Raw genomic sequence first — 24,698 nt, 5'->3', positions numbered from 1 at the left:
CCATGCTGCCCGCGGGCCTGGTGGCCAGCGCCACGGTGTCGGCGTCCAGTGCCAACCTGGGGCCGGGTTTCGACAGCCTGGGACTGGCCCTGAGTCTGTGCGACGAGATCGTCGTCGAGACAACGGATTCCGGACTGGTGGTGACCGTCGAAGGCGAGGGCGCCGGCCAGGTACCGCTGGGGCCCGAGCACCTCGTGGTGCGGGCCATTCAGCGCGGCCTGCAGGCCGCCGGCGTCTGTGCCGGCGGGTTGGCGGTGCGCTGCCGCAACGACATCCCGCACTCCCGCGGCTTGGGATCCTCCGCGGCGGCCGTGGTGAGTGGGCTTGCCGTCGTCAATGGTCTTGTGGCGCAGACGGATTCGGCTCCGCTCAGTGAAGCGCAGCTGATTCAGCTGGCATCCGAATTCGAAGGACATCCGGACAACGCGTCGGCCGCCGTGCTGGGTGGGGCCGTGGTTTCCTGGGCCGACCACAGCACTGGCCGTCCGGACTACTCCGCGGTTCCGTTGCGCCTGCATCCCGACATCCACTTGTTCGCTGCCATTCCCGAGGAACGCTCGTCGACGGCGGAGACCCGGGTCCTGCTGCCCGCCCAGGTCAGCCACGAGGACGCGCGGTTCAACATCAGCCGCGTTGCGTTGCTGGTGGTCGCGCTGACCCAGCGGCCCGATCTGCTGATGGCCGCCACCGAAGACGTGCTCCATCAACCCCAACGTGCACCGGCGATGCCGTCCTCCGCGGAATATTTGCGGCTGCTGCGGCGTCATAGTGTTGCGGCAACGCTTTCCGGGGCTGGTCCGTCGCTGATAGCGCTGAGCACCGAGCCGGAGTTGCCTGCTGAAGCGGTGGAGTACGGAACCGCGAATGGATTCATGATCAAGAAGATGACGGTCGGCGACGGAGTTCGCTGGAAGCCCGGCGTAACCGTCCCACGTTGATCCACAGCGTGGCGGGCGGGTTTGCTTGCTTCCGGCCAGGAAGCGGGCTATCCTCGGACCCGTCCAGCAATTGCAGCATCTGCTCTGCACAAACTGCCTTGACGCTGAGACAACCACCAATTCTTCTCGTGAACTCGGTTCGCAGTTCGATCACCGTTTCAGAGTCGATTATTGGGCGCACTCAGCAATTTGCCTGATTGCTTGACCTGATGCAGGAATCCCCGTTTGACGTGATCAGCGGGGCAAGAAAGGAAATCCGTGACTGATACGGACCTCATCACGGCTGGCGAAAGCACCGATGCCGACAAGGCGTCGCACTCCGTGACCCCCGACGCTTCCGATGTCTCGGACGTCAAATCCAATGCGCCGTCCAGCTCGCTGGCCACCATGGTGCTGCCCGAGTTGCGCGCACTGGCTAATAAAGCCGGCGTCAAAGGTACGTCGGGCATGCGTAAGAGCGAACTGATCGCCGCCATCCAGCAGACCAGGGGGCAGGCAAACGGCAAATCGTCCGGTGACGCCGAGCCGCCGCAGGAATCGGCCAAAGCCGAAGCGCCGCCTCAGAACGCTGCCGCTCCGGAGGCCGCTTCGGAGGCACCCGCTGCGCAGGCGACCGCCGCTGAAGCTGACACCGCAGCGGCGCCGGACGCCGCCGAAACACCGCGCCGGGAACGCCGCAGTGCCAGCCGGCAGGCCGGATCGGCCGACGGCAATAAGGGCGACAACACCGACGAAACCGACAAAGAGCCGTCCCGCGACAAGGGCGATCGTGGCCAGGGTGACCGCGGCCAGAGCGATCGTGGCCAGGGTGACCGTGGCCAGAGCGATCGTGGCCAGGGCGAGCGTGGCCAGGGTGACCGAGGCCAGGGCGAGCGTGGCCAGGGCGAGCGTGGCCAGGGTGACCGCAGTCAGGGTGACCGTGGCCAGAAAGAATCCAGGTCCGATGACCGTTCCGCAGACTCGGGCAACGACCAGCGCGGCGGCGGCGGTGGCGCCGACGACGACGGCGATGGGCGGGGGGGCCGGCGGGGCCGGCGCTTCCGTGACCGCCGGCGGCGTGGCGAGCGCACCGGCGAGGCCGGCGAATCCGAACTGCGCGAAGACGACGTCGTACAGCCCGTAGCCGGCATCCTCGACGTCCTGGACAACTACGCCTTCGTGCGGACCTCCGGTTACCTGGCCGGTCCGCATGACGTCTACGTGTCCATGAACATGGTGCGCAAGAACGGTTTACGCCGCGGTGACGCGGTGACCGGCGCGGTGCGGGTGCCCAAAGACGGCGAACAGCCCAACCAGCGCCAGAAGTTCAACCCGCTGGTGCGCTTGGACAGCGTCAACGGTGGACCCGTCGAGGACGCCAAGAAGCGGCCCGATTTCCAGAAGCTGACGCCGCTGTACCCCAACCAGCGGCTGCGTCTGGAGACCACTCCCGACCGGTTGACCACCCGCGTCATCGACCTGATCATGCCGATCGGCAAGGGCCAGCGCGCCCTGATCGTTTCGCCGCCCAAGGCCGGTAAGACGACCATCCTGCAGGACATCGCCAACGCGATCACCCGCAACAACCCCGAATGCCACCTCATGGTCGTGCTCGTCGACGAGCGGCCTGAGGAGGTCACCGACATGACCCGCTCGGTCAAGGGAGAGGTCATCGCCTCCACCTTCGACCGGCCGCCGTCAGACCACACCTCGGTCGCGGAGCTGGCCATCGAGCGCGCCAAGCGTCTGGTGGAGCAGGGCAAGGATGTTGTGGTGCTGCTCGACTCGATCACCCGGCTGGGCCGCGCGTACAACAACGCGTCGCCCGCCTCCGGCCGGATCCTGTCCGGTGGTGTCGACTCCACCGCGCTGTACCCGCCCAAGCGGTTCCTGGGTGCGGCCCGCAACATCGAAGAAGGCGGATCGCTGACCATCATCGCTACGGCGATGGTCGAGACCGGCTCCACCGGTGACACGGTCATCTTCGAGGAGTTCAAGGGCACCGGTAACGCCGAGCTCAAGCTGGACCGCAAGATCTCGGAACGGCGGGTGTTCCCCGCGGTCGACGTCAACCCGTCGGGCACCCGCAAGGACGAGCTGCTGCTCTCCCCGGACGAGTTCGGCATCGTGCACAAGCTGCGCCGGGTGTTGTCCGGTCTGGACTCCCACCAGGCCATCGACCTGCTGATGTCGCAGTTGCGTAAGACGAAGACCAACTACGAGTTCCTGGTGCAGGTGTCCAAGACGACACCGGGCAACATGGACAGCGACTAGGGCCGTTTCGTAGCGATCTCGCCCAGCAACGCCGCCACCACACCGAAGGCGAAGTACAGCGGGACCAACCACGGCGCGACGCCGAGGAGGCCGTCGCTGCCGTCGGCATAGCGGAATACCTTGACGGCTACCAGGGCGGCTTCGACCGCAGGACCGACGATGGCGATCGCGACCGCGCACCCGACGGCGGACCGGTCACCAAGCACGGCCCAGGTGCCCGCTGCGATCGCGCTGATCAGCACCGTGCTCACGAACGCCGGCGCAGTGTGCGCCAACGCGGTGACGGCGTAGGTACCCACGACGGCAGCGACCCCGCCGAGCCCCTGGCGCGCCGTCACGGCCGAGCGTGCCGCGCCGAGGTGCAGTCGCAGCTCCGCCATCAGGACGGTGGCGGCGCCGACGAGCGCGGGAAACCAGATCGGGCTGGTCCAGACGAACGGGGACCGATGCGACGCCGGGAGATAGATCAGAGTGCCGGTGACCACATGGCCGTGATCGCCGATGAGACCGGCGACGCCCCCGACGACGAACAGCAGAGCGATGCTGGATATCCGCAGTTGCATCAGCTTTCTTACGTCACGCCCGCGGTCCTTGGCAACGGGTTGAGGCGGATCGACTGGCGTGAATACCGGAGACCGATCAGCGGGAATAGCCATCCCCACCCTGGTGTTTAGGCTGACGTGGGTTGACCTGGCATAATCGACGGTCGATCACTCGGAACCACTTCAGGTTCGCGGTCCGGGCCGACCAGGGGCCCCGAGTGGCACATGACGAAGAGGACAGCATGAGAACTGACATTCACCCCGCCTACGAGGAGACCACCGTGGTCTGCGGTTGCGGGAATTCCTTCACCACCCGCAGCACCAAGCCGGGTGGCCGCATCGTGGCCGAGGTCTGCTCGCAGTGCCACCCCTTCTACACCGGCAAGCAGAAGATCCTCGACAGCGGCGGTCGCGTGGCCCGCTTCGAGAAGCGCTACGGCAAGCGCAAGACCGGAGCCGACAAGTAGCTGCCTTTCCGACGCCCGAACTGTGCGATTAGCACAGGCCGGGCGTCGGTTCGCGTTCGGGGCAAAGCAGGCAGTAGAGAGGTGACATGACGCAGCCGGTGCAGACGATTGACGTCCTGCTCGCCGAGCACGCAGCACTCGAGCAGGCGCTGGCCGATCCCGAACTGCACAGCAAGCCCGACGAAGCACGCAAAGCCGGTCGCCGCTTCGCGCGCTTGGCGCCGATCGTCGCGACCCACCGCAAGTTGGTGTCGGCCCGCGACGATCTGGAGACCGCCCGCGAACTGGCCGTCGACGACGCGTCCTTCGCCGACGAGGTCACCGAACTGGAAGCCCGGGTCGCTGAGTTGGACACCCAGCTCACCGACATGCTGGCACCTCGCGACCCGCATGACGCGGACGACATCGTGCTCGAGGTGAAATCCGGTGAAGGCGGCGAGGAATCGGCCCTGTTCGCCGCCGACCTGGCCCGGATGTACATCCGGTACGCCGAGCGGCACGGCTGGACGGTCACGGTGCTGGGCGAAACGACCTCGGATCTGGGCGGCTACAAGGACGCGACGCTGGCCATCGCCAGCAAGGGTGACAGCGCCGACGGGGTGTGGTCGCGGATGAAGTTCGAAGGCGGCGTGCACCGCGTGCAGCGGGTTCCGGTGACGGAGTCGCAGGGCCGCGTCCACACGTCGGCCGCCGGCGTGCTGGTGTACCCGGAGCCCGAGGAAGTCGGCGAGGTGCAGATCGACGAGTCCGACCTGCGGATCGACGTGTACCGGTCCTCGGGTAAGGGTGGACAGGGTGTGAACACCACCGACTCGGCGGTGCGGATCACCCACCTGCCCACCGGAATCGTCGTCACCTGCCAGAACGAACGCTCGCAGCTACAGAACAAGACCCGTGCGTTGCAGGTACTGGCCGCGCGGCTGCAGGTGCTGGCCGAGGAGCAGGCGCTCGCCGACGCCTCGGCGGATCGTGCCAGCCAGATCCGCACGGTCGACCGCAGCGAACGCATCCGGACCTACAACTTCCCAGAGAACCGCATCACCGATCACCGGATCGGTTTCAAGTCGCACAATCTGGACCAGGTTCTCGACGGCGATCTGGACGCGCTGTTCGATGCGCTGACCGAAGCCGATAAGCAAGCCCGGCTACAACAGGCGACGTGACCCTTCCGCCAGCGACGATGCGGAGCGAAGCGATGAGGAGGAGCGGCGCAATGTCCGTGCTGCAGGCGATCGACTCCGCTGCGGCGCAACTGGCCGAAGCGGGAATCGACTCCGCGCGTTGGGATGCCGAGCAGCTGGCCGCCCATCTGGCCGGCACCGACCGCGGCCGGCTCCGATTCCTCGAAACACCGGGCGAAGACTTCTTCGGACGGTTTCACCACGCGGTCACCGCACGCGCTCAACGGGTGCCGCTGCAGCACCTCATCGGGACCGTCGGGTTCGGACCGGTGCTGCTGCACGTCGGCCCCGGAGTCTTCATCCCGCGCCCTGAGACCGAAGCCATGTTCGAATGGGCTGCCGCACAACCACTCCCGGCGCAGCCGGTGATCGTCGACGCGTGCACGGGCTCCGGCGCCCTGGCGGTCGCGCTGTCGCAGCACTGGCCGGCCGCGCGGATCATCGGCATCGACGATTCCGAGGCGGCGCTGGGCTATGCCCGTCGCAACGCCGAAGGCACCGGCGTGGAACTGGTGCACGCCGACATCGGCACCCCCGGATTGCTGCCCGAACTCGACGGCCGGGTCGATCTGGTCGTCTCCAACCCGCCGTACGTGCCCGACGGCGCCACGCTGGAACCCGAAGTGTCGCAACATGACCCGTCACATGCCGTCTTCGGCGGACCGGACGGGATGGCGGTCATACCCGCCGTCGTCGCGCGCGCCGCGAGTTGGCTGCGGCCGGGCGGTCTGTTCGCTGTCGAGCACGACGACACCACGTCGGCGTTGACCGTCGAATGCATCACCACGACAGGGCTTTTCGATGACGTTGTGGCCCGCAACGATCTGGCCGGACGGCCGAGGTTCGTGACAGCCAGGAGGGGGAGCGCCGGTGAGTGAGGTTTTCGACTGCGCCGACCCGGACCAGCGGGCACGCGGAATCACCGCAGCAGCGGGGGCGCTCAAGGCCGGCCGGCTGGTCGTCATGCCGACCGACACGGTCTACGGTCTCGCCGCCGACGCTTTCGACAGCACCGCGGTGAGCGCGCTGCTGACGGCCAAGGGCCGCGGCCGCGACATGCCGGTGGGGGTGCTGGTCGGCTCCTGGCACACCATCGAAGGCCTGGTCTACGGCATGCCGGACGGGGCACGCGACCTGATCCGGGCGTTCTGGCCGGGCGCGCTCAGCCTGGTGGTGTTGCAGGCGCCGTCGCTGCAATGGGACCTCGGCGATGCGCACGGCACCGTGATGCTGCGGATGCCCTTGCATCCGGTTGCCATCGAGTTGCTCCGCGAGGTGGGACCGATGGCGGTGTCCAGCGCCAACGTCTCCGGCCAGCCACCGGCCGTCGACGCCGCGGAGGCCCAGCGCCAACTCGGTCCGCGCGTCGACGTCTACCTCGACGGCGGGCCCGCCGCGCAGCAGGCCGCCTCGACCATCGTCGACCTGAGCGGAAACGCCCCCCGCATCCTTCGCGAGGGGCCGGTGACCACCGCGCGCGTCGCCGAGGTGCTGGGCGTGGACGCGGCCAGCCTGCTCGCCTAGCGCTTCGCTCGCCGAGCGTGAACTGACGGCCAAAATCCGGCCCGAATCTCGCCCTCAGCTCACGCTGGGCGCGAGGGTGCGAGCGCACCGGTCTCAGGTTGGTGAAGTACGGTCTCGAGGTGTCCAGCGATGTGGCCAGCCTTGCCGGCGGTTTGCTCGCTCTGTCCGACCGCAGCGCCGGAGTCCCGTTGCGCGAGCTTGCTCTGGTCGGACTGACCGCGGCCATCATCACCTACTTCGCGACCGGTCCGGTGCGCGTACTCGCCACCCGTCTGGGCGCCGTGGCCTACCCCCGGGAGCGGGACGTCCACGTGACGCCGACGCCGCGCATGGGCGGCCTGGCAATGTTCCTCGGCGTCGGCTCGGCCGTCTTCCTGGCCTCACAGCTGCCGGCGCTCACCCGCGGATTCGTCTACTCCACCGGCATGCCCGCGGTGCTGGTGGCCGGCGCGGTCATCATGGGGATCGGACTGATCGACGACCGCTGGGGCCTGGACGCGCTGACCAAGTTCGCCGGCCAGATCACCGCCGCAAGTGTGCTGGTCACCATGGGTGTCGCCTGGAGCGTCCTGTACATCCCGGTAGGTGGCGTGGGCACCATCGTGCTGGACCAGGCCTCCTCGATTCTGCTGACGCTGGCGCTGACGGTCTCGATCGTCAACGCGATGAACTTCGTCGACGGGCTCGACGGGTTGGCGGCCGGCCTGGGCCTCATCACGGCCCTGGCCATCTGCATGTTCTCGGTGGGTCTGCTGCGCGACCACGGCGGTGACGTGCTCTACTACCCGCCCGCGGTGATCTCCGTGGTCCTCGCCGGTGCCTGCCTGGGTTTTCTGCCGCACAACTTTCACCGGGCCCGCATCTTCATGGGCGACTCCGGTTCGATGCTGATCGGCCTCATGCTCGCGGCGGCCTCGACGACCGCCGCCGGCCCGATCTCGCAGAACGCCTACGGCGCCCGCGACGTGTTTGCTCTGCTGTCACCGTTCCTGCTGGTGGTCGCAGTCATGTTCGTGCCGATGCTCGACTTGCTGCTGGCGATCGTGCGGCGCACCCGGGCGGGCCGCAGCGCCTTCACCCCTGACAAGATGCACCTGCACCACCGACTGCTGCAGATCGGCCATTCCCATCGCCGGGTGGTGCTGCTCATCTACCTGTGGGTCGGCATCGTCGCCTTCGGCGCGGCGAGCACGATCTTTTTCGACCCTCGCCACACCGCCGCGGTGATGCTGGGAGCCATCGCCGTCGCGGGAGTTGCGACCGTGATTCCGCTGCTGCGTCGCCGCGACGAGTACTACGACGACCAGTAGTAGATCGGGCCTCCCTATGGTAAGGTGCTGGTAGAACCCCGAAATAAACCTCGCGGGTTGCCGGCTTCCCGGCCCGTCGGATGGGTTTCTGGTGCCGCTGGCGAAAGACCGACACAGGGAGCTACCCCTTGGGTAAATCCAGCGTGACCCTTGCGATACGCTCGGCGGGCCACGGATCAGTCGATCGCGAGGTTTTCGCCCCACCAACCTGGGATTGAGGTGCTGCAGTGACGACACCAGCGCAGGACGCGCCGTTGGTGTTTCCCGCTGTTGCGTTCCGTCCCGTTCGGCTGTTCGTCATCAGCCTGGGGGTGACGGCGGTGGCGACACTGATCGCCGGCTACGCCGGTCACCCGGTTGTCGGGGCGTTCTTCGGAATCGGGTTGCTGCTGGGTTTGCTCAACGCCCTGATGGTGCGCCGCTCGGTGGAGTCGATAACCGGGCGCGATCACCCGCTGAAGCGGTCGATGGCCATCAACTCGGCCTCTCGCGTCGCGATCATCACCATCCTCGCGTTGATCATCGCCTTCATCTTCCGGCCCGAAGGTCTGGGCGTGGTGTTCGGCCTGGCACTCTTCCAGGTGCTACTGGTGGCATCGACCGCGCTGCCGGTGTGGAAGAAGCTGCGGACCGGCGATCCGGACGCGCCGCTCGAGGGTCAACAAGATGCACAAGATGCAGTAGTGACGGGATCGGAAGGCACGGAAGGGAGGAGCGCCGGCGATGACTGAGTCGATCCTGGCCGCTCAGATCGAGGTAGGCGAGCACCACACCGCCACCTGGTTTGGTCTGACAGTCAACACCGACACCATCATGTCGACGGCGATCGCCGCGCTGATCGTGATCGGGCTGGCGTTCTACCTGAAGTCCAAGGTCACTTCTTCCGACGTGCCCGGCGGTGTGCAGCTGTTCTTCGAAGCGATCACCATCCAGATGCGCAGCCAGGTCGAGTCCGCGATCGGGATGCGGATCGCGCCGTTCGTGCTGCCGCTCGCGGTGACCATCTTCGTGTTCATCCTGATCTCCAACTGGTTGTCGGTGCTGCCGCTGCAGTACACCGACAAAGAGGGCAAGACCACCGAGCTGCTCTCGTCAGCCGCCGCCGACATCAACTACGTGCTGGCCCTGGCCCTGTTCGTGTTCGTCTGCTACCACGCGGCCGGGATCTGGCGCCGCGGCATCATCGGGCACCCGATCAAGGTCCTCAAGGGCCACGTGGCGATCCTCGCGCCGATCAACGTCGTCGAAGAACTCGCCAAGCCAATTTCGTTGTCGCTCCGACTCTTCGGCAACATTTTCGCCGGCGGCATCCTGGTCGCGCTGATCGCGCTGTTCCCGCCCTACATCCTGTGGCTGCCGAACGCGATCTGGAAGTCGTTCGACCTTTTCGTCGGCGCCATCCAGGCCTTCATCTTCGCGCTGTTGACGATCCTGTACTTCAGTCAAGCGATGGAACTAGACGAGGACCACCACTAAAAAAATCCTGGTACACCGCTACCAGAGTTATCAAGGAGGATAAAAATGGACCCCACTATCGCAGCCGGCGCCCTCATCGGCGGTGGACTGATCATGGCCGGTGGCGCCATCGGCGCCGGTATCGGTGACGGTGTCGCCGGTAACGCGCTGATCTCCGGTGTCGCCCGTCAGCCCGAGGCACAGGGACGGCTCTTCACCCCGTTCTTCATCACGGTCGGTCTGGTCGAGGCTGCCTACTTCATCAACCTGGCGTTCATGGCGCTATTCGTCTTCGCCACGCCCGTCAAGTAATTCGCTGTGATGGGTGACCCGACCTCTCTTGCTTCGGCTGTGAAGTTTGCAGCAGAGGAAGGCGGCCAAAGCAACTTCCTCATCCCGAACGGCACCTTCTTCTTCGTGCTGGCCATCTTCCTGGTGGTACTGGGAGTCATCGGCACGTTCGTCGTGCCGCCGATTCTGAGGGTGCTCAAGGAACGCGACAACATGGTCGCCAAGACCCAGGCCGACAGCAAGAAGGCGGCCGAGCAGTTCGCGGCCGCCGACGCCGACTACGAGAAGGCCTTGAAGGAAGCCCGGGTTGAAGCCGGCGCCTTCCGCGACAACGCGCGGACAGAGGGTCGCAAGGTCATCGACGACGCGCGAGCTCGCGCCGAGCAGCAGGTGGCAGAGATGTTGGCCCAGGCCAACGAGCAATTGAAGCGGGAGCGCGACGCCGTGGAACTGGATCTGCGCTCCAACGTCGGTGCCATCTCCGCGACGCTGGCCTCTCGCGTGCTCGGCGTCGAAGTCAGCCCATCAGCTGCGACCTCAGAAGCGACTTCGAAGGCGACGAGGTAGCCAACATATGTCGACATTTATCGGACAGCTGATCGGGTTCGCGGCGATCGTGCTGCTGGTCTGGCGGTATGTCGTGCCGCCGGTCCGCCGGCTGATGACCGCCCGCCAGGAGACTGTGCGCCAGCAGTTGCAGGACTCGGAAAAGGCCGCCAAGCGCCTCACCGAGTCGACCACGGCGCACAGCAGGGCCGTGGAAGCCGCGAAGGAAGAGGCCGCGCAGCTCGTCGAAGAGGCCAAGTCCGACTCCGAACGCATCGAGGAACAGATGCGGGCTCAGGCCGACAGCGAGGCGGAACGCATCAAGGCGCAGGGAGCCCGTCAGACCGAACTGCTGCGGACGCAGCTGAGCCGTCAGCTCCGGTTGGAGCTCGGTCACGAATCAGTGCGCCAGGCAAGCGATTTGGTGCGCAGTTACGTGGCAGACGCCGAGCAGCAGGCATCGACCGTCGATCGTTTCCTCGACGAACTCGAGGACATGGCGCCCGAGCCGGTCGAGGTGGAATACCCGGTCCTGGCCAAGATGCGTTCGGCGAGCCGCAGCGCGGTGGGCAACCTGGTGGACCGCTTCAACACCCTGGCCGACGACCTCGACAACAAGGGTTTGACCACCCTCTCCGAGGAGTTGGTGGCGGTGGCCAAGATGCTGGACCAGGAGATCGTGGTCACCCGGTATCTCACCGTCCCGGCCGAAGACGCGGCACCTCGGGTCAAGCTGATTGAACGGCTGCTCGAGGGCAAGGTCGGCGACCCCACTCTCGACCTGCTGCGCACCGCCGTCTCGGAGCGCTGGTCGGCGAACGCGGACCTGGTGGATGCGATCGAGCATGTCTCGCGGCAGGCGTTGCTCGCGGTCGCCGAGAAGGACGGCAGCGTCGACGAAGTCGAGGACCAGTTGTTCCGGTTCTCGCGCATTCTGGACGCCCAGCCTCGACTCGGGATCCTGCTGGGTGACCACACCACTGACGCTGAGCGGCGAGTCGGGTTGCTGCGCAAGGTACTCGAGAGTTCGGGCAGCGACGTCAACCCGGTTGCTCTCGCGCTGCTGTCCCAGACCGTCGAGTTGCTGCGGGGCATACCGGCCGAAGAGGCCGTAATGCTGCTTGCCCGGGTGGCGGTAGCCCGCCGCGGCGAGGTCGTGGCTCAGGTGAGTGCCGCGGCAGAACTCAGCGACGCCCAACGCACTCGGCTCGTTGAAGTGTTGAGCCGCATCTACGGTCACCCGGTGGCGGTCCAGCTCGAAGTCGATTCCGACCTGCTCGGCGGGCTGCAGATCTGCGTGGGTGACGAGGTGATCGACGGCTCGCTCAAGTCCCGGTTGGCCGCTGCTGAGGCCCAGTTACCCGACTAACCCCAACGCCCGACGGAAACCCGACCTAGTCAAGACAACGAAGTAGGAAGACGAAAAGCCATGGCCGAGTTGACAATCTCCGCTGATGCCATCCAGAGCGCGATCGAAGAATACGTAGAGTCCTTCACCGCTGACACCTCGCGGGAGGAAGTCGGCACCGTGGTGGATGCCGGTGACGGTATCGCGCACGTAGAGGGATTGCCGTCCGTGATGACCCAGGAGTTGCTGGAGTTCACCGGTGGAGTCCTGGGCGTCGCCCTGAACCTGGACGAGCACAGCGTCGGCGCCGTGATTCTCGGTGACTTCGAGAAGATCGAGCAGGGCCAGCAGGTCAAGCGGACTGGTGACGTGCTGTCGGTGCCCGTCGGTGACGCCTTCCTTGGTCGTGTGGTCAACCCGCTGGGACAGCCGATCGACGGCGGCGGCGACATCGAGACCGATGCCCGGCGCGCGCTGGAACTGCAGGCGCCGTCGGTGGTCGAGCGGCAGAGCGTGAAAGAGCCTCTGCAGACCGGCATCAAGGCCATCGACGCGATGACCCCGATCGGGCGTGGCCAGCGTCAGCTGATCATCGGCGACCGCAAGACCGGCAAGACCGCCGTCTGCGTCGACACGATCCTCAACCAGCGGCAGAACTGGGAGACCGGCGACGAGAAGAAGCAGGTTCGCTGCGTTTACGTCGCAATCGGGCAGAAGGGCACCACGATCGCTTCCGTGCGGCGCGCACTGGACGAGGGTGGCGCGATGGACTACACCACCATCGTCGCAGCGCCCGCTTCTGACGCGGCGGGCTTCAAATGGCTTGCGCCGTATACAGGTTCGGCCATCGCCCAGCACTGGATGTACGAGGGCAAGCACGTCCTGATCGTCTTCGACGACCTGACCAAGCAGGCCGAGGCTTATCGCGCGATCTCACTGCTGCTGCGTCGTCCGCCGGGCCGCGAGGCGTACCCGGGTGATGTGTTCTACCTGCACTCGCGGCTCCTCGAGCGTTGCGCAAAGCTGTCCGACGAACTCGGTGGCGGCTCGCTGACCGGCCTGCCGATCATCGAGACCAAGGCCAACGACATCTCGGCCTACATCCCCACCAACGTCATCTCGATCACCGATGGGCAGTGCTTCCTGGAAAGCGACCTGTTCAACCAGGGCGTCCGGCCCGCCATCAACGTCGGTGTGTCGGTGTCCCGCGTCGGTGGTGCGGCTCAGATCAAGGCGATGAAAGAGGTCGCCGGCTCACTGCGACTGGATTTGTCGCAGTACCGCGAACTGGAATCCTTCGCCGCGTTCGCCTCCGACCTCGACGAGACGTCGAAGAAGCAGCTGTCGCGCGGTGAACGTCTGGTCGAGTTGCTCAAGCAACCGCAATTCTCGCCGCTACCCGTTGAGGAGCAGGTGGTTTCGATCTTCCTGGGCACCGGCGGTCACCTCGACTCGGTGCCGGTGGAAGACGTCAAGCGGTTCGAGGCCGAGCTGCTCGACCACATGCGGGCATCCGAGGAGAAGTTCCTCGAAGGCATCCGCTCGAGTCAGAAGCTCGGTGAGGAAGAAGAGGAAAAGCTCACCGACATCATCAACAAGTTCAAGAAGGGCTTCGCCGCCAGCTCCGGTGAATCGGTGGTGCCCGACGAGCATGTCGAGGCCATGGACGAAGACGAGCTCGGCAAGGAATCGGTGAAGGTCAAGAAGGAGAAGCCCAAGAAGGAGTCGAAGGACTCCAAGAAGGACAAGAAGTAGCTAACAATGGCTGCCACACTTCGCGAACTACGCGGGCGCATCAAGTCGGCGGGGTCGATCAAAAAGATCACCAAGGCCCAGGAACTCATCGCGACATCGCGCATCGGAAAGGCGCAGGCACGACTGGAATCCGCACGGCCGTACGCCTTTCAGATCACGTCGATGCTCACCACGCTGTCCGCCGAGGCAGCGCTGGACCACCCCCTGCTCGTCGAGCGGGAGGACCCCAAGCGGGCCGGCGTCCTGGTGGTGTCGTCCGACCGTGGTTTGTGCGGCGCCTACAACTCGAGCATCTTCCGTCGCTCCGAGGAGCTCTTCTCTCTCCTGCGAGAAGAGGGCAAGGACCCGGTGCTTTACACCGTCGGGCGAAAAGCCTTGAACTACTTCTCATTCCGGAACTGGGACATCAGAGAGTCGTGGACCGGCTTCTCCGAGCAGCCCAAGGTCGAGAACGCCACCGAGATCGCCGACACCCTGGTCGACGCTTTCATGGCCGGTACCGGCGATGACGAGGACGACGAGGAACGGGGCGTCGACGAACTGCACATCGTGTTCTCCGAGTTCAAATCGATGATGTCGCAGCAGGCGGCCGCCCACCGTATTGCTCCGCTGGTGGTGGAGTACGTCGAGGAGGACACCGGTCCGCACACGCTCTACTCGTTCGAGCCGGATGCGACGACGCTGTTCGACGCGCTGCTGCCGCGGTACCTGACCACTCGCGTGTATGCGGCGCTGCTCGAATCGGCGGCATCGGAACTGGCGTCACGCCAGCGTGCAATGAAATCGGCAACCGACAATGCCGACGACCTCATCAAGGACCTGACGTTGCAAGCCAACCGTGAGCGCCAGGCCCAGATCACCCAAGAGATCAGCGAAATCGTCGGTGGCGCAAATGCGCTCGCCGACGCCTCCAAGTAGGCCCCACGAGGAAGCGAAAGATATGACTACCACTACAGACGAAAAGACGGACAAGAAGTCGGGAGGCTCCGACACCAACGGCCGCGTGGTTCGGATCACCGGCCCCGTCGTCGACGTCGAGTTTCCGCGGGGCTCCATTCCGGAACTGTTCAACGCGCTGCACGCCGAGATTCCCTTCGAGGCGCTGAAGAAGACGCTGACGCTGGAGGTGGCGCAGCACCTCGGCGACAACCTGGTGCGGACGATCTCGATGCAGCCCACCGACGGTTTGGTGCGCGGCACCGAGGTCACCGACACGGGTACTTCGATCTCGGTTCCCGTGGGCGAGAAGGTGAAAGGCCACGTCTTCAACGCGCTCGGCTACTGCCTGGACAAGCCGGGTTACGGCGAAGACTTCGACCACTGGTCGATTCACCGCAAGCCGCCGAACTTCGAGGACCTCGAGCCTCGTACCGAGATGCTGGAGACCGGCCTCAAGGTCGTCGACCTGCTGACTCCGTACGTGCGTGGCGGCAAAATCGCGCTGTTCGGCGGTGCCGGCGTGGGCAAGACCGTGTTGATTCAGGAGATGATCAACCGTATCGCCCGAAACTTCGGTGGTACCTCGGTGTTCGCCGGTGTGGGGGAGCGGACCCGTGAGGGCAACGACCTGTGGGTCGAGCTCAAGGAAGCCGACGTGCTCAAGGACACCGCGCTGGTGTTCGGCCAGATGGACGAGCCGCCCGGCACCCGTATGCGGGTGGCGCTGTCCGCGTTGACCATGGCCGAGTGGTTCCGTGACGAGGCCGGCCAGGACGTGCTGCTGTTCATCGACAACATCTTCCGGTTCACCCAGGCCGGTTCGGAGGTGTCGACGCTGCTCGGTCGTATGCCTTCGGCGGTGGGTTACCAGCCGACGCTGGCCGACGAGATGGGCGAGCTGCAGGAGCGCATCACCTCGACGCGAGGCAAGTCGATTACGTCGATGCAAGCGGTGTACGTGCCTGCCGACGACTACACCGACCCGGCGCCGGCGACCACGTTCGCGCACCTGGACGCCACCACCGAGCTCTCCCGTAACGTGTTCTCCAAGGGCATCTTCCCCGCGGTGGACCCGCTGGCATCCAGCTCGACCATCCTGGACCCCAGCGTCGTCGGCGACGAGCACTACCGAGTGGCGCAGGAAGTCATCCGAATTCTGCAGCGCTACAAGGACCTTCAGGACATCATCGCGATTCTCGGTATCGACGAGCTGTCCGAGGAGGACAAGCAGCTGGTCAACCGGGCGCGACGGATCGAACGGTTCCTCTCGCAGAACATGATGGCGGCCGAGCAGTTCACCGGCCAGCCGGGTTCGACCGTCCCGGTCAAGGAGACCATCGAGGCGTTCGACAGGTTGGCCAAGGGCGACTTCGACCACGTGCCCGAGCAGGCCTTCTTCCTCATCGGTGGACTCGACGACCTGGCCAAGAAGGCCGAGACCTTCGACGTCAAGCTATGACACGGACTCCGAGTCTGACCGCAAAAGATACGAAGGTGGTGTGGCATGTCTGAATTGAATGTTCAGATCGTGGCCGTCGACCGTGAGATCTGGTCGGGCGAGGCGACATTCCTCTTCACCCGCACCACCGCGGGGGAGATCGGCATCCTGCCGCATCACATCCCACTGGTCGCGCAATTGGTCGACGACGCCATGGTGCGGGTCGAACGGGAGGGCGAAGACGACCTGCGCATCGCGGTCGACGGCGGCTTCCTCACGGTGACCGAAGAGGGTGTCAGCGTTCTCGCGGAGTCTGCGGAGTTCGAGAAGGACATCGACGAGAGCGCTGCCAGACAGGATTCCGAATCGGACGATCCCCAAGTCGCGGCCCGGGGGCGCGCGAGGCTGCGCGCCGTCGGCGCGCTCGACTGATTCTCACGATGAGCGCGCCCATGGTCGGCATGGTCGTGCTCGTCGTCCTGCTGGGGGCGGCCGTGCTCGCCCTGAGTTTCCGGCTGTGGAAGCTGCGGCGGGGCGGAACGGCTGCCATCATGCGTGACATCCCCGCGGTGGGCGGTCACGGCTGGCGGCACGGCGTAATCCGGTACCGCGGTGGTGAAGCGGCGTTCTACCGGTTGTCGAGCCTGCGTCTGTGGCCGGATCGCCGGCTGAGCAGGCGTGGGGTGGAGGTCGTGGCCCGCCGCGCGCCACGCGGCGACGAATTCGACATCATGACCGACGAAATCGTGGTGCTGGAACTGCGTGACACCACCCAGGAGCGCCGGCTCGGATACGAAATCGCCTTGGACAGAGGGGCTTTGACCGCTTTCCAGTCGTGGCTGGAGTCTCGCCCCTCGCCGCGCGCCCGGCGTCGCAGCGTCTGAGGGCTAGTTCGCCCGCTCCCCGCATCCGGCTACCACGGCCTCACCGTCTGGCATCCGTACTCTTCGGGACCGACATCGCGCAGTGTCTGATCGAACTCCCAGCGGTGACCGGCGAGATCCTCGACCGCGCATTCCCGTTCGCCATACTCGCGATCGACGGGCGCTTCCAACACGGTCACTCCCGCCGCACGGGCACGTTCGAACTGGGCGTTCACATCCTCGACGCGGACCTTGATGACATGCGTCACGGCGCCGGCAGTGGGTGGCTGGCGCACGCCTGCACTGTCGGCGACTATCACCGCCCCGTCCGAACCGATGCTCATCTGCGCACGGTGGCCCTCGCCGATCCGGACGCGCTCGGTGAAACCGAAGACCTCGGTGAGCCACGCCACCGCGGCCCGAACGTCGGGATAGACGAGGACGGGAATCACCGTCACCGGCGGAATGGAACGATTTCTCTTCACTCGGACGCCGAGGCTTGGTCCGATGTCCCAGCGCCGCCGCCCGGTCGCCACAGCACGTCGCCGTCCGGGTTGGCCACCCGCGACAGGATGAACAGCAGGTCAGACAGCCGGTTGAGGTACTTCGCGGGCAGCACACTGACGCCGTCGGGGTACGCCTCGACGGCGGCCCATGCCGCCCGCTCGGCCCGCCGGACCACGGTGCGGGCCACGTGCAGCAGTGCCGACAGCGGCGAGCCGCCGGGCAGCACAAAGGAATTCAGCGCCGGCAGGCCTTCGTTGTAGACGTCGCACCAGCCCTCGAGCCGATCGATGTAGTGCTGACTGACTCGCAGCGGGGGATGCTCGGGGTTCTCTACCACCGGTGTCGAGAGGTCGGCGCCGGCGTCGAACAGGTCGTTCTGGATCTGCCGCAATACGTCGGCGATCTGCTCGTCCGGGCCGCCCACCGCGACCGCCACCCCGATCGCCGAGTTGGCCTCGTCGCAGTCCGCATAGGCCACCAGCCGCGGGTCGTTCTTGGCCACTCGTGAGAAATCGCTCAATCCCGTCGTGCCGTCGTCGCCCGTCCGGGTATATATGCGGGTCAGATGGACTGCCATGGGCCAAACGGTACCCGGGCCGGCCAACCCCGATGGGGGTCGGCTGACTGACAAGGCGATACCGCATCACTAGACTTGCCCGGGTGGCAGAGCGATTCGTGGTGACTGGTGGCAACCGGTTGTCAGGCGAAGTCGCCGTCGGGGGCGCCAAGAACAGCGTGTTGAAGCTGATGGCCGCAACTCTGCTGGCCGAAGGCACCAGCACCATCACGAACTGTCCGGACATTCTCGACGTACCGCTGATGGCCGAGGTGCTGCGCGGCCTGGGCGCCACCGTCGAACTCGACGGCGACGTCGCCCGCATCACCTCTCCCGACGAGCCCAAGTACGACGCCGACTTCGCGGCGGTGCGCCAGTTCCGGGCTTCGGTCTGTGTGCTCGGGCCGCTGGTGGGTCGATGCAAGAAGGCCAGAGTGGCGCTGCCCGGGGGCGATGCGATCGGATCGCGCCCCCTGGACATGCACCAAGCGGGCCTGCGGCAACTCGGCGCACAGTGCAATATCGAGCACGGTTGCGTGGTCGCCCAGGCAGAGACGTTGCGCGGGGCCGAAATTCAGCTCGAATTCCCGTCGGTGGGGGCCACCGAGAACATTTTGATGGCCGCGGTGGTCGCCGAAGGCGTCACCACGATCCACAACGCTGCGCGCGAACCCGACGTGGTCGACCTTTGCACGATGCTGAACCAGATGGGCGCGCAGGTCGAAGGCGCCGGCTCGCCGACGATGACGATCACCGGGGTGCCGCGACTGCACCCCACCGAACACCGGGTGATCGGAGATCGCATCGTGGCCGCGACCTGGGGTATCGCCGCGGCGATGACCCGCGGCGACATCACGGTGACGGGAATAGATCCCTCGCATCTGCAGTTGGTGCTGCACAAGCTTCACGACGCGGGCGCCACCGTCACCCAGACCGACGACAGCTTCCGGGTGGTGCAGTACGAGCGTCCGAAGGCGGTCAACGTCGCCACGTTGCCGTTCCCCGGATTCCCAACTGACTTGCAGCCCATGGCGATTGCGCTGGCTTCGATCGCCGACGGCACCTCGATGATCACCGAGAACGTGTTCGAAGCGCGTTTCCGGTTCGTCGAGGAGATGATCCGGCTCGGTGCGGACGCCCGGACCGACGGACACCACGCCGTGGTGCGCGGTCTGCCGCAGTTGTCGAGCGCTCCGGTGTGGTGCTCGGACATCCGGGCCGGTGCCGGCCTGGTCCTCGCGGGTCTCGTCGCAGACGGAGACACCGAGGTCCACGACGTTTTTCACATCGATCGGGGCTACCCGTTGTTCGTTGAGAACCTGGCGATTTTGGGAGCTGAGATCGAGCGGGTACAGTAGCCGAGTCACGCCCGATCGGCGCGATCACCTCCCCAAGAAGTTGATCGAAACCAGGGCTTGACTCTCCTGCCGGATCTGTATTAAGCTGGCAGGGTTGCCCCGAAACGGGCGAAAACATAGCGAGAAGTGTTGTTTGAGAACTCAATAGTGTGTTTGGTGAATTGTTTTGTTGTTGTTTTTTTGACTGCACCTAGCACTCCCCGTGTGTGGGTGTAGTCGCAATCATTGATGCCAGTTTTGGTGTCTTTTTGTTAGATCAGATTATCTCTGATAGTGAATTCACCTCGTTATCGAGGGGTTTTTGTTTGGAGAGTTTGATTCTGGCTCAGGACGAACGCTGGCGGCGTGCTTAACACATGCAAGTCGAACGGTAAGGCCCTTCGGGGTACACGAGTGGCGAACGGGTGAGTAACACGTGGGTAATCTGCCCTGCACATCGGGATAAGCCTGGGAAACTGGGTCTAATACCGAATAGGACCACAGAACACATGTCCTGTGGTGGAAAGCTTTTGCGGTGTGGGATGGGCCCGCGGCCTATCAGCTTGTTGGTGGGGTGATGGCCCACCAAGGCGACGACGGGTAGCCGGCCTGAGAGGGTGTCCGGCCACACTGGGACTGAGATACGGCCCAGACTCCTACGGGAGGCAGCAGTGGGGAATATTGCACAATGGGCGAAAGCCTGATGCAGCGACGCCGCGTGGGGGATGACGGCCTTCGGGTTGTAAACCTCTTTCACCATCGACGAAGGTTCGGGTTTTCTCGGATTGACGGTAGGTGGAGAAGAAGCACCGGCCAACTACGTGCCAGCAGCCGCGGTAATACGTAGGGTGCGAGCGTTGTCCGGAATTACTGGGCGTAAAGAGCTCGTAGGTGGTTTGTCGCGTTGTTCGTGAAATCTCACGGCTTAACTGTGAGCGTGCGGGCGATACGGGCAGACTTGAGTACTGCAGGGGAGACTGGAATTCCTGGTGTAGCGGTGGAATGCGCAGATATCAGGAGGAACACCGGTGGCGAAGGCGGGTCTCTGGGCAGTAACTGACGCTGAGGAGCGAAAGCGTGGGGAGCGAACAGGATTAGATACCCTGGTAGTCCACGCCGTAAACGGTGGGTACTAGGTGTGGGTTTCCTTCCTTGGGATCCGTGCCGTAGCTAACGCATTAAGTACCCCGCCTGGGGAGTACGGCCGCAAGGCTAAAACTCAAAGAAATTGACGGGGGCCCGCACAAGCGGCGGAGCATGTGGATTAATTCGATGCAACGCGAAGAACCTTACCTGGGTTTGACATGCACAGGACGCCGGCAGAGATGTCGGTTCCCTTGTGGCCTGTGTGCAGGTGGTGCATGGCTGTCGTCAGCTCGTGTCGTGAGATGTTGGGTTAAGTCCCGCAACGAGCGCAACCCTTGTCTCATGTTGCCAGCGGGTAATGCCGGGGACTCGTGAGAGACTGCCGGGGTCAACTCGGAGGAAGGTGGGGATGACGTCAAGTCATCATGCCCCTTATGTCCAGGGCTTCACACATGCTACAATGGCCGGTACAAAGGGCTGCGATGCCGCGAGGTTAAGCGAATCCTTTTAAAGCCGGTCTCAGTTCGGATCGGGGTCTGCAACTCGACCCCGTGAAGTCGGAGTCGCTAGTAATCGCAGATCAGCAACGCTGCGGTGAATACGTTCCCGGGCCTTGTACACACCGCCCGTCACGTCATGAAAGTCGGTAACACCCGAAGCCAGTGGCCTAACCCTTTGGGAGGGAGCTGTCGAAGGTGGGATCGGCGATTGGGACGAAGTCGTAACAAGGTAGCCGTACCGGAAGGTGCGGCTGGATCACCTCCTTTCTAAGGAGCACCACGAAGAGCACTCCAATTGGTGGGGTGCGAGCCGTGAGGGGTCATCGTCTGTAGTGGACGAAGACCGGGTGCACGACAACAAGCTAAGCCAGACACACTATTGGGTCCTGAGGCAACACCCTCGGGTGCTGTCCCCCCATCTTGGTGGTGGGGTGTGGTGTTTGAGAATTGGATAGTGGTTGCGAGCATCAAAATGTATGCGTTGTCGTTCGCGGCAACGTGTTCTTTTTGTGCAATTTTATTCTTTGGTTTTTGTAGTGTTTGTAAGTGTCTAAGGGCGCATGGTGGATGCCTTGGCATCGAGAGCCGATGAAGGACGTGGGAGGCTGCGATATGCCTCGGGGAGCTGTCAACCGAGCGTTGATCCGAGGATTTCCGAATGGGGAAACCCAGCACGAGTGATGTCGTGTTACCCGTACCTGAATATATAGGGTGCGGGAGGTAACGCGGGGAAGTGAAACATCTCAGTACCCGTAGGAAGAGAAAACAATTGTGATTCCGCTAGTAGTGGCGAGCGAACGCGGAAAAGGCTAAACCGCATGCATGCGATACCGGGTAGGGGTTGTGTGTGCGGGGTTGTGGGAATGATCTTCTCAGCTCTACCTGGCTGGGAGGCAGTAAAAAAGTGTCGTAGTTAGCGGAAGTGGCCTGGGACGGTCTGCCGCAGACGGTGAGAGCCCGGTACGCGAAAACTCGACACCTGCCTTGATCAATCTCCCGAGTAGCAGCGAGCCCGTGGAATTTGCTGTGAATCTGCCGGGACCACCCGGTAAGCCTAAATACTTCTCGATGACCGATAGCGGATTAGTACCGTGAGGGAATGGTGAAAAGTACCCCGGGAGGGGAGTGAAAGAGTACCTGAAACCGTGCGCCTACAATCCGTCAGAGCCTCCTCGTGGGGTGATGGCGTGCCTTTTGAAGAATGAGCCTGCGAGTCAGGGACATGTCGCGAGGTTAACCCGTGTGGGGTAGCCGCAGCGAAAGCGAGTCTGAATAGGGCGTATCCCCGTAAGGGGTGTAGTGGCATGTTCTGGACCCGAAGCGGAGTGATCTACCCATGGCCAGGGTGAAGCGCGGGTAAGACCGCGTGGAGGCCCGAACCCACTTAGGTTGAAGACTGAGGGGATGAGCTGTGGGTAGGGGTGAAAGGCCAATCAAACTCCGTGATAGCTGGTTCTCCCCGAAATGCATTTAGGTGCAGCGTTGCGTGGTTCACCACGGAGGTAGAGCTACTGGATGGCCGATGGGCCCTACTAGGTTACTGACGTCAGCCAAACTCCGAATGCCGTGGTGTCAAGCGTGGCAGTGAGACGGCGGGGGATAAGCTCCGTACGTCGAAAGGGAAACAGCCCAGATCGCCGGCTAAGGCCCCAAAGCGTGTGCTAAGTGGAAAAGGATGTGCAGTCGCAGAGACAACCAGGAGGTTGGCTTAGAAGCAGCCACCCTTGAAAGAGTGCGTAATAGCTCACTGGTCAAGTGATTGTGCGCCGATAATGTAGCGGGGCTCAAGCACACCGCCGAAGCCGCGGCACATCTACGTAAGTAGGTGTGGGTAGGGGAGCGTCCCTCATTCAGCGAAGCCATCTGGTAATGGATGGTGGAGGGTGGGGGAGTGAGAATGCAGGCATGAGTAGCGAATAGGCAAGTGAGAACCTTGCCCGCCGAAAGACCAAGGGTTCCTGGGCCAGGCCAGTCCGCCCAGGGTGAGTCGGGACCTAAGGCGAGGCCGACAGGCGTAGTCGATGGACAACGGGTTGATATTCCCGTACCCGTGTGTGCGCGCCCGTGATGAATCAATTGTGCTAACCACCCAAATGGTCGCTGATCAATCCCTTCGGGGTGCGACGGTGACCGGCTGCGTGGGACCCCGGTTGGTAGTAGTCAAGCGATGGGGTGACGCAGGAAGGTAGCCGTACCAGTCAGTGGTAATACTGGGGCAAGCCCGTAGGGAGAGCGATAGGCAAATCCGTCGCTCATTAATCCTGAGAGGTGACGCATAGCCGATTGAGGCGAATTCGGTGATCCTCTGCTGCCAAGAAAAGCCTCTAGCGAGTTCACACACGGCCCGTACCCCAAACCAACACAGGTGGTCAGGTAGAGAATACCAAGGCGTACGAGATAACTATGGTTAAGGAACTCGGCAAAATACCCCCGTAACTTCGGGAGAAGGGGGGCCGGCATATCGTGAACACCTTTTCGGTGGGAGCGGAAGCCGGTCGCAGAAACCAGTGAGAAGCGACTGTTTACTAAAAACACAGGTCCGTGCGAAGTCGCAAGACGATGTATACGGACTGACGCCTGCCCGGTGCTGGAAGGTTAAGAGGACCCGTTAACTCGTAAGGGTGAAGCGGAGAATTTAAGCCCCAGTAAACGGCGGTGGTAACTATAACCATCCTAAGGTAGCGAAATTCCTTGTCGGGTAAGTTCCGACCTGCACGAATGGCGTAACGACTTCTCAACTGTCTCAACCATAGACTCGGCGAAATTGCACTACGAGTAAAGATGCTCGTTACGCGCGGCAGGACGAAAAGACCCCGGGACCTTCACTATAGCTTGGTATTGGTGTTCGGTACGGTTTGTGTAGGATAGGTGGGAGACTGTGAAGCTTCGACGCTAGTTGAGGTGGAGTCGTTGTTGAAATACCACTCTGATCGTATTGGACTCCTAACGTCGAACCGTATATCCGGTTCACGGACAGTGCCTGGTGGGTAGTTTAACTGGGGCGGTTGCCTCCTAAAATGTAACGGAGGCGCCCAAAGGTTCCCTCAACCTGGACGGCAATCAGGTGTTGAGTGTAAATGCACAAGGGAGCTTGACTGCGAGACTTACAAGTCAAGCAGGGACGAAAGTCGGGATTAGTGATCCGGCACCTCTGAGTGGAAGGGGTGTCGCTCAACGGATAAAAGGTACCCCGGGGATAACAGGCTGATCTTCCCCAAGAGTCCATATCGACGGGATGGTTTGGCACCTCGATGTCGGCTCGTCGCATCCTGGGGCTGGAGCAGGTCCCAAGGGTTGGGCTGTTCGCCCATTAAAGCGGCACGCGAGCTGGGTTTAGAACGTCGTGAGACAGTTCGGTCTCTATCCGCCGCGCGCGTCAGAAACTTGAGGAAACCTGTCCCTAGTACGAGAGGACCGGGACGGACGAACCTCTAGTGCACCAGTTGTCCCACCAGGGGCACTGCTGGATAGCTACGTTCGGACAGGATAACCGCTGAAAGCATCTAAGCGGGAAACCTTCTCCAAGATCAGGTTTCTCACCCTCTAGGAGGGATAAGGCCCCCAGCAGAACACTGGATTGATAGGCCAGACCTGGAAGCCCAGTAATGGGTGCAGGGAACTGGCACTAACCGGCCGAAAACTTACCAACACAACCAATCGCAACCACTATTCGTTCCTCGACCGCAAGGTCGGGTAACACCGCACCCCGCCACCAAACACAAATTTAAATAGAGTTACGGCGGCCACAGCGACAGGGAAACGCCCGGTCCCATCCCGAACCCGGAAGCTAAGCCTGTCAGCGCCGATGATACTGCCCTCTTCGGGTGGAAAAGTAGGACACCGCCGAACATACACAAAAACA

Annotated in this window: 21 protein-coding genes and 3 rRNA genes; 21 read left to right on the top strand and 3 right to left on the bottom strand. The window is 63.6% G+C overall.

What is annotated here, in order from left to right:
* Positions 1-2: 2 nt before the first annotated feature.
* Both thrB and rho read left to right on the top strand, forming a co-directional pair.
* On the top strand, positions 3-938 hold the full coding sequence (thrB, locus tag C0J29_RS22525) for a homoserine kinase (protein WP_120793613.1): 936 nt from the start codon (positions 3-5) through the stop codon (positions 936-938).
* A 258-nt stretch (positions 939-1,196) separates the two neighbouring features.
* Positions 1,197-3,191 carry a transcription termination factor Rho gene (gene rho / locus C0J29_RS22515; protein WP_242460521.1) on the top strand — a complete coding sequence of 665 codons (1,995 nt, stop codon included), beginning with the start codon at positions 1,197-1,199 and terminating at the stop codon, positions 3,189-3,191.
* Here the strand turns inward: rho and C0J29_RS22510 are convergent.
* A complete protein-coding gene (locus C0J29_RS22510) occupies positions 3,188-3,754 on the bottom strand; it encodes a diacylglycerol-binding protein (protein ID WP_120793612.1) in 567 nt (188 codons plus the stop codon). The genes rho and C0J29_RS22510 overlap by 4 nt on opposite strands.
* A 221-nt stretch (positions 3,755-3,975) precedes the next feature.
* On the opposite strand from C0J29_RS22510, the gene rpmE reads away from it, so the two are divergent.
* The 15 genes from rpmE (at position 3,976) to C0J29_RS22435 (ending at position 16,871) form a co-directional block, all read left to right on the top strand.
* A complete protein-coding gene (gene rpmE / locus C0J29_RS22505; protein ID WP_065046402.1) occupies positions 3,976-4,200 on the top strand; it encodes a 50S ribosomal protein L31 in 225 nt (74 codons plus the stop codon).
* Positions 4,201-4,286: 86 nt separating this feature from the next.
* A complete protein-coding gene (prfA, locus tag C0J29_RS22500; RefSeq protein ID WP_065046182.1) occupies positions 4,287-5,363 on the top strand; it encodes a peptide chain release factor 1 in 1,077 nt (358 codons plus the stop codon).
* Positions 5,364-5,413: 50 nt separating this feature from the next.
* Positions 5,414-6,259, top strand: coding sequence for a peptide chain release factor N(5)-glutamine methyltransferase (gene prmC / locus C0J29_RS22495; protein ID WP_120793611.1), 846 nt, complete (start codon positions 5,414-5,416; stop codon positions 6,257-6,259).
* Positions 6,252-6,905: an L-threonylcarbamoyladenylate synthase gene (locus tag C0J29_RS22490; RefSeq protein ID WP_065046178.1), complete on the top strand. Its 654-nt coding sequence runs from the start codon at positions 6,252-6,254 to the stop codon at positions 6,903-6,905. Before prmC ends, C0J29_RS22490 begins: the two co-directional genes overlap by 8 nt.
* A gap of 101 nt (positions 6,906-7,006) precedes the next feature.
* The gene (gene rfe / locus C0J29_RS22485) at positions 7,007-8,215 is read left to right on the top strand and encodes a UDP-N-acetylglucosamine--decaprenyl-phosphate N-acetylglucosaminephosphotransferase (protein ID WP_120793610.1); all 1,209 of its coding nucleotides are present in this window, start codon (positions 7,007-7,009) and stop codon (positions 8,213-8,215) included.
* 227 nt (positions 8,216-8,442) lie between these two features.
* A complete protein-coding gene (locus tag C0J29_RS22480) occupies positions 8,443-8,946 on the top strand; it encodes an ATP synthase subunit I (protein WP_065046177.1) in 504 nt (167 codons plus the stop codon).
* Positions 8,939-9,691 (top strand): F0F1 ATP synthase subunit A, encoded by a 753-nt coding sequence (gene atpB, locus C0J29_RS22475; RefSeq protein ID WP_065046175.1) that lies wholly within the window; start codon positions 8,939-8,941, stop codon positions 9,689-9,691. The genes C0J29_RS22480 and atpB overlap by 8 nt, the downstream gene beginning before the upstream one ends.
* A gap of 45 nt (positions 9,692-9,736) precedes the next feature.
* Positions 9,737-9,982, top strand: coding sequence for a F0F1 ATP synthase subunit C (locus tag C0J29_RS22470; protein WP_003406686.1), 246 nt, complete (start codon positions 9,737-9,739; stop codon positions 9,980-9,982).
* A gap of 9 nt (positions 9,983-9,991) precedes the next feature.
* Complete coding sequence (locus C0J29_RS22465) at positions 9,992-10,528, top strand: F0F1 ATP synthase subunit B (protein WP_065046173.1); 537 nt, start codon at positions 9,992-9,994, stop codon at positions 10,526-10,528.
* Between the two features lie 7 nt (positions 10,529-10,535).
* On the top strand, positions 10,536-11,876 hold the full coding sequence (locus C0J29_RS22460) for a F0F1 ATP synthase subunit B/delta (RefSeq protein ID WP_065046171.1): 1,341 nt from the start codon (positions 10,536-10,538) through the stop codon (positions 11,874-11,876).
* A gap of 60 nt (positions 11,877-11,936) precedes the next feature.
* The gene (gene atpA / locus C0J29_RS22455) at positions 11,937-13,610 is read left to right on the top strand and encodes a F0F1 ATP synthase subunit alpha (RefSeq protein WP_065046169.1); all 1,674 of its coding nucleotides are present in this window, start codon (positions 11,937-11,939) and stop codon (positions 13,608-13,610) included.
* 6 nt (positions 13,611-13,616) lie between these two features.
* Positions 13,617-14,528, top strand: coding sequence for a F0F1 ATP synthase subunit gamma (locus C0J29_RS22450; protein ID WP_065046167.1), 912 nt, complete (start codon positions 13,617-13,619; stop codon positions 14,526-14,528).
* 22 nt (positions 14,529-14,550) lie between these two features.
* A complete protein-coding gene (gene atpD / locus C0J29_RS22445; protein WP_065046165.1) occupies positions 14,551-16,008 on the top strand; it encodes a F0F1 ATP synthase subunit beta in 1,458 nt (485 codons plus the stop codon).
* Positions 16,009-16,053: 45 nt separating this feature from the next.
* A complete protein-coding gene (locus tag C0J29_RS22440; RefSeq protein ID WP_065046163.1) occupies positions 16,054-16,419 on the top strand; it encodes a F0F1 ATP synthase subunit epsilon in 366 nt (121 codons plus the stop codon).
* Between the two features lie 8 nt (positions 16,420-16,427).
* Positions 16,428-16,871: a DUF2550 domain-containing protein gene (locus C0J29_RS22435; RefSeq protein WP_065046161.1), complete on the top strand. Its 444-nt coding sequence runs from the start codon at positions 16,428-16,430 to the stop codon at positions 16,869-16,871.
* Between the two features lie 29 nt (positions 16,872-16,900).
* Here the strand turns inward: C0J29_RS22435 and C0J29_RS22430 are convergent, their stop codons facing one another.
* Positions 16,901-17,308, bottom strand: coding sequence for a VOC family protein (locus C0J29_RS22430; RefSeq protein ID WP_197748222.1), 408 nt, complete (start codon positions 17,306-17,308; stop codon positions 16,901-16,903).
* Between the two features lie 23 nt (positions 17,309-17,331).
* Positions 17,332-17,934: a cob(I)yrinic acid a,c-diamide adenosyltransferase gene (locus C0J29_RS22425; RefSeq protein WP_120793608.1), complete on the bottom strand. Its 603-nt coding sequence runs from the start codon at positions 17,932-17,934 to the stop codon at positions 17,332-17,334.
* Between the two features lie 83 nt (positions 17,935-18,017).
* On the opposite strand from C0J29_RS22425, the gene murA reads away from it, so the two are divergent.
* From murA to rrf, 4 genes are all read left to right on the top strand, one after another.
* Positions 18,018-19,271, top strand: a complete 1,254-nt coding sequence (gene murA, locus C0J29_RS22420) for a UDP-N-acetylglucosamine 1-carboxyvinyltransferase (protein ID WP_065161458.1) — start codon at positions 18,018-18,020, stop codon at positions 19,269-19,271.
* Positions 19,272-19,573: 302 nt separating this feature from the next.
* A 16S ribosomal RNA gene (locus C0J29_RS22415) occupies positions 19,574-21,103 on the top strand.
* Positions 21,104-21,376: 273 nt separating this feature from the next.
* Positions 21,377-24,485 (top strand): 23S ribosomal RNA (locus C0J29_RS22410).
* An 86-nt stretch (positions 24,486-24,571) separates the two neighbouring features.
* Positions 24,572-24,685 (top strand): 5S ribosomal RNA (gene rrf / locus C0J29_RS22405).
* Together the 16S, 23S and 5S rRNA genes form the textbook arrangement of a ribosomal RNA operon.
* Positions 24,686-24,698: the final 13 nt, after the last annotated feature.

Origin of the sequence: Mycobacterium paragordonae, assembly GCF_003614435.1 — a bacterium.
GTDB classification, from domain to species: Bacteria; Actinomycetota; Actinomycetes; order Mycobacteriales; family Mycobacteriaceae; genus Mycobacterium; species Mycobacterium paragordonae.
The sequence above is the reverse complement of the archived record's forward strand: the minus strand, read 5'-3'. Positions and strand labels throughout refer to the sequence as shown.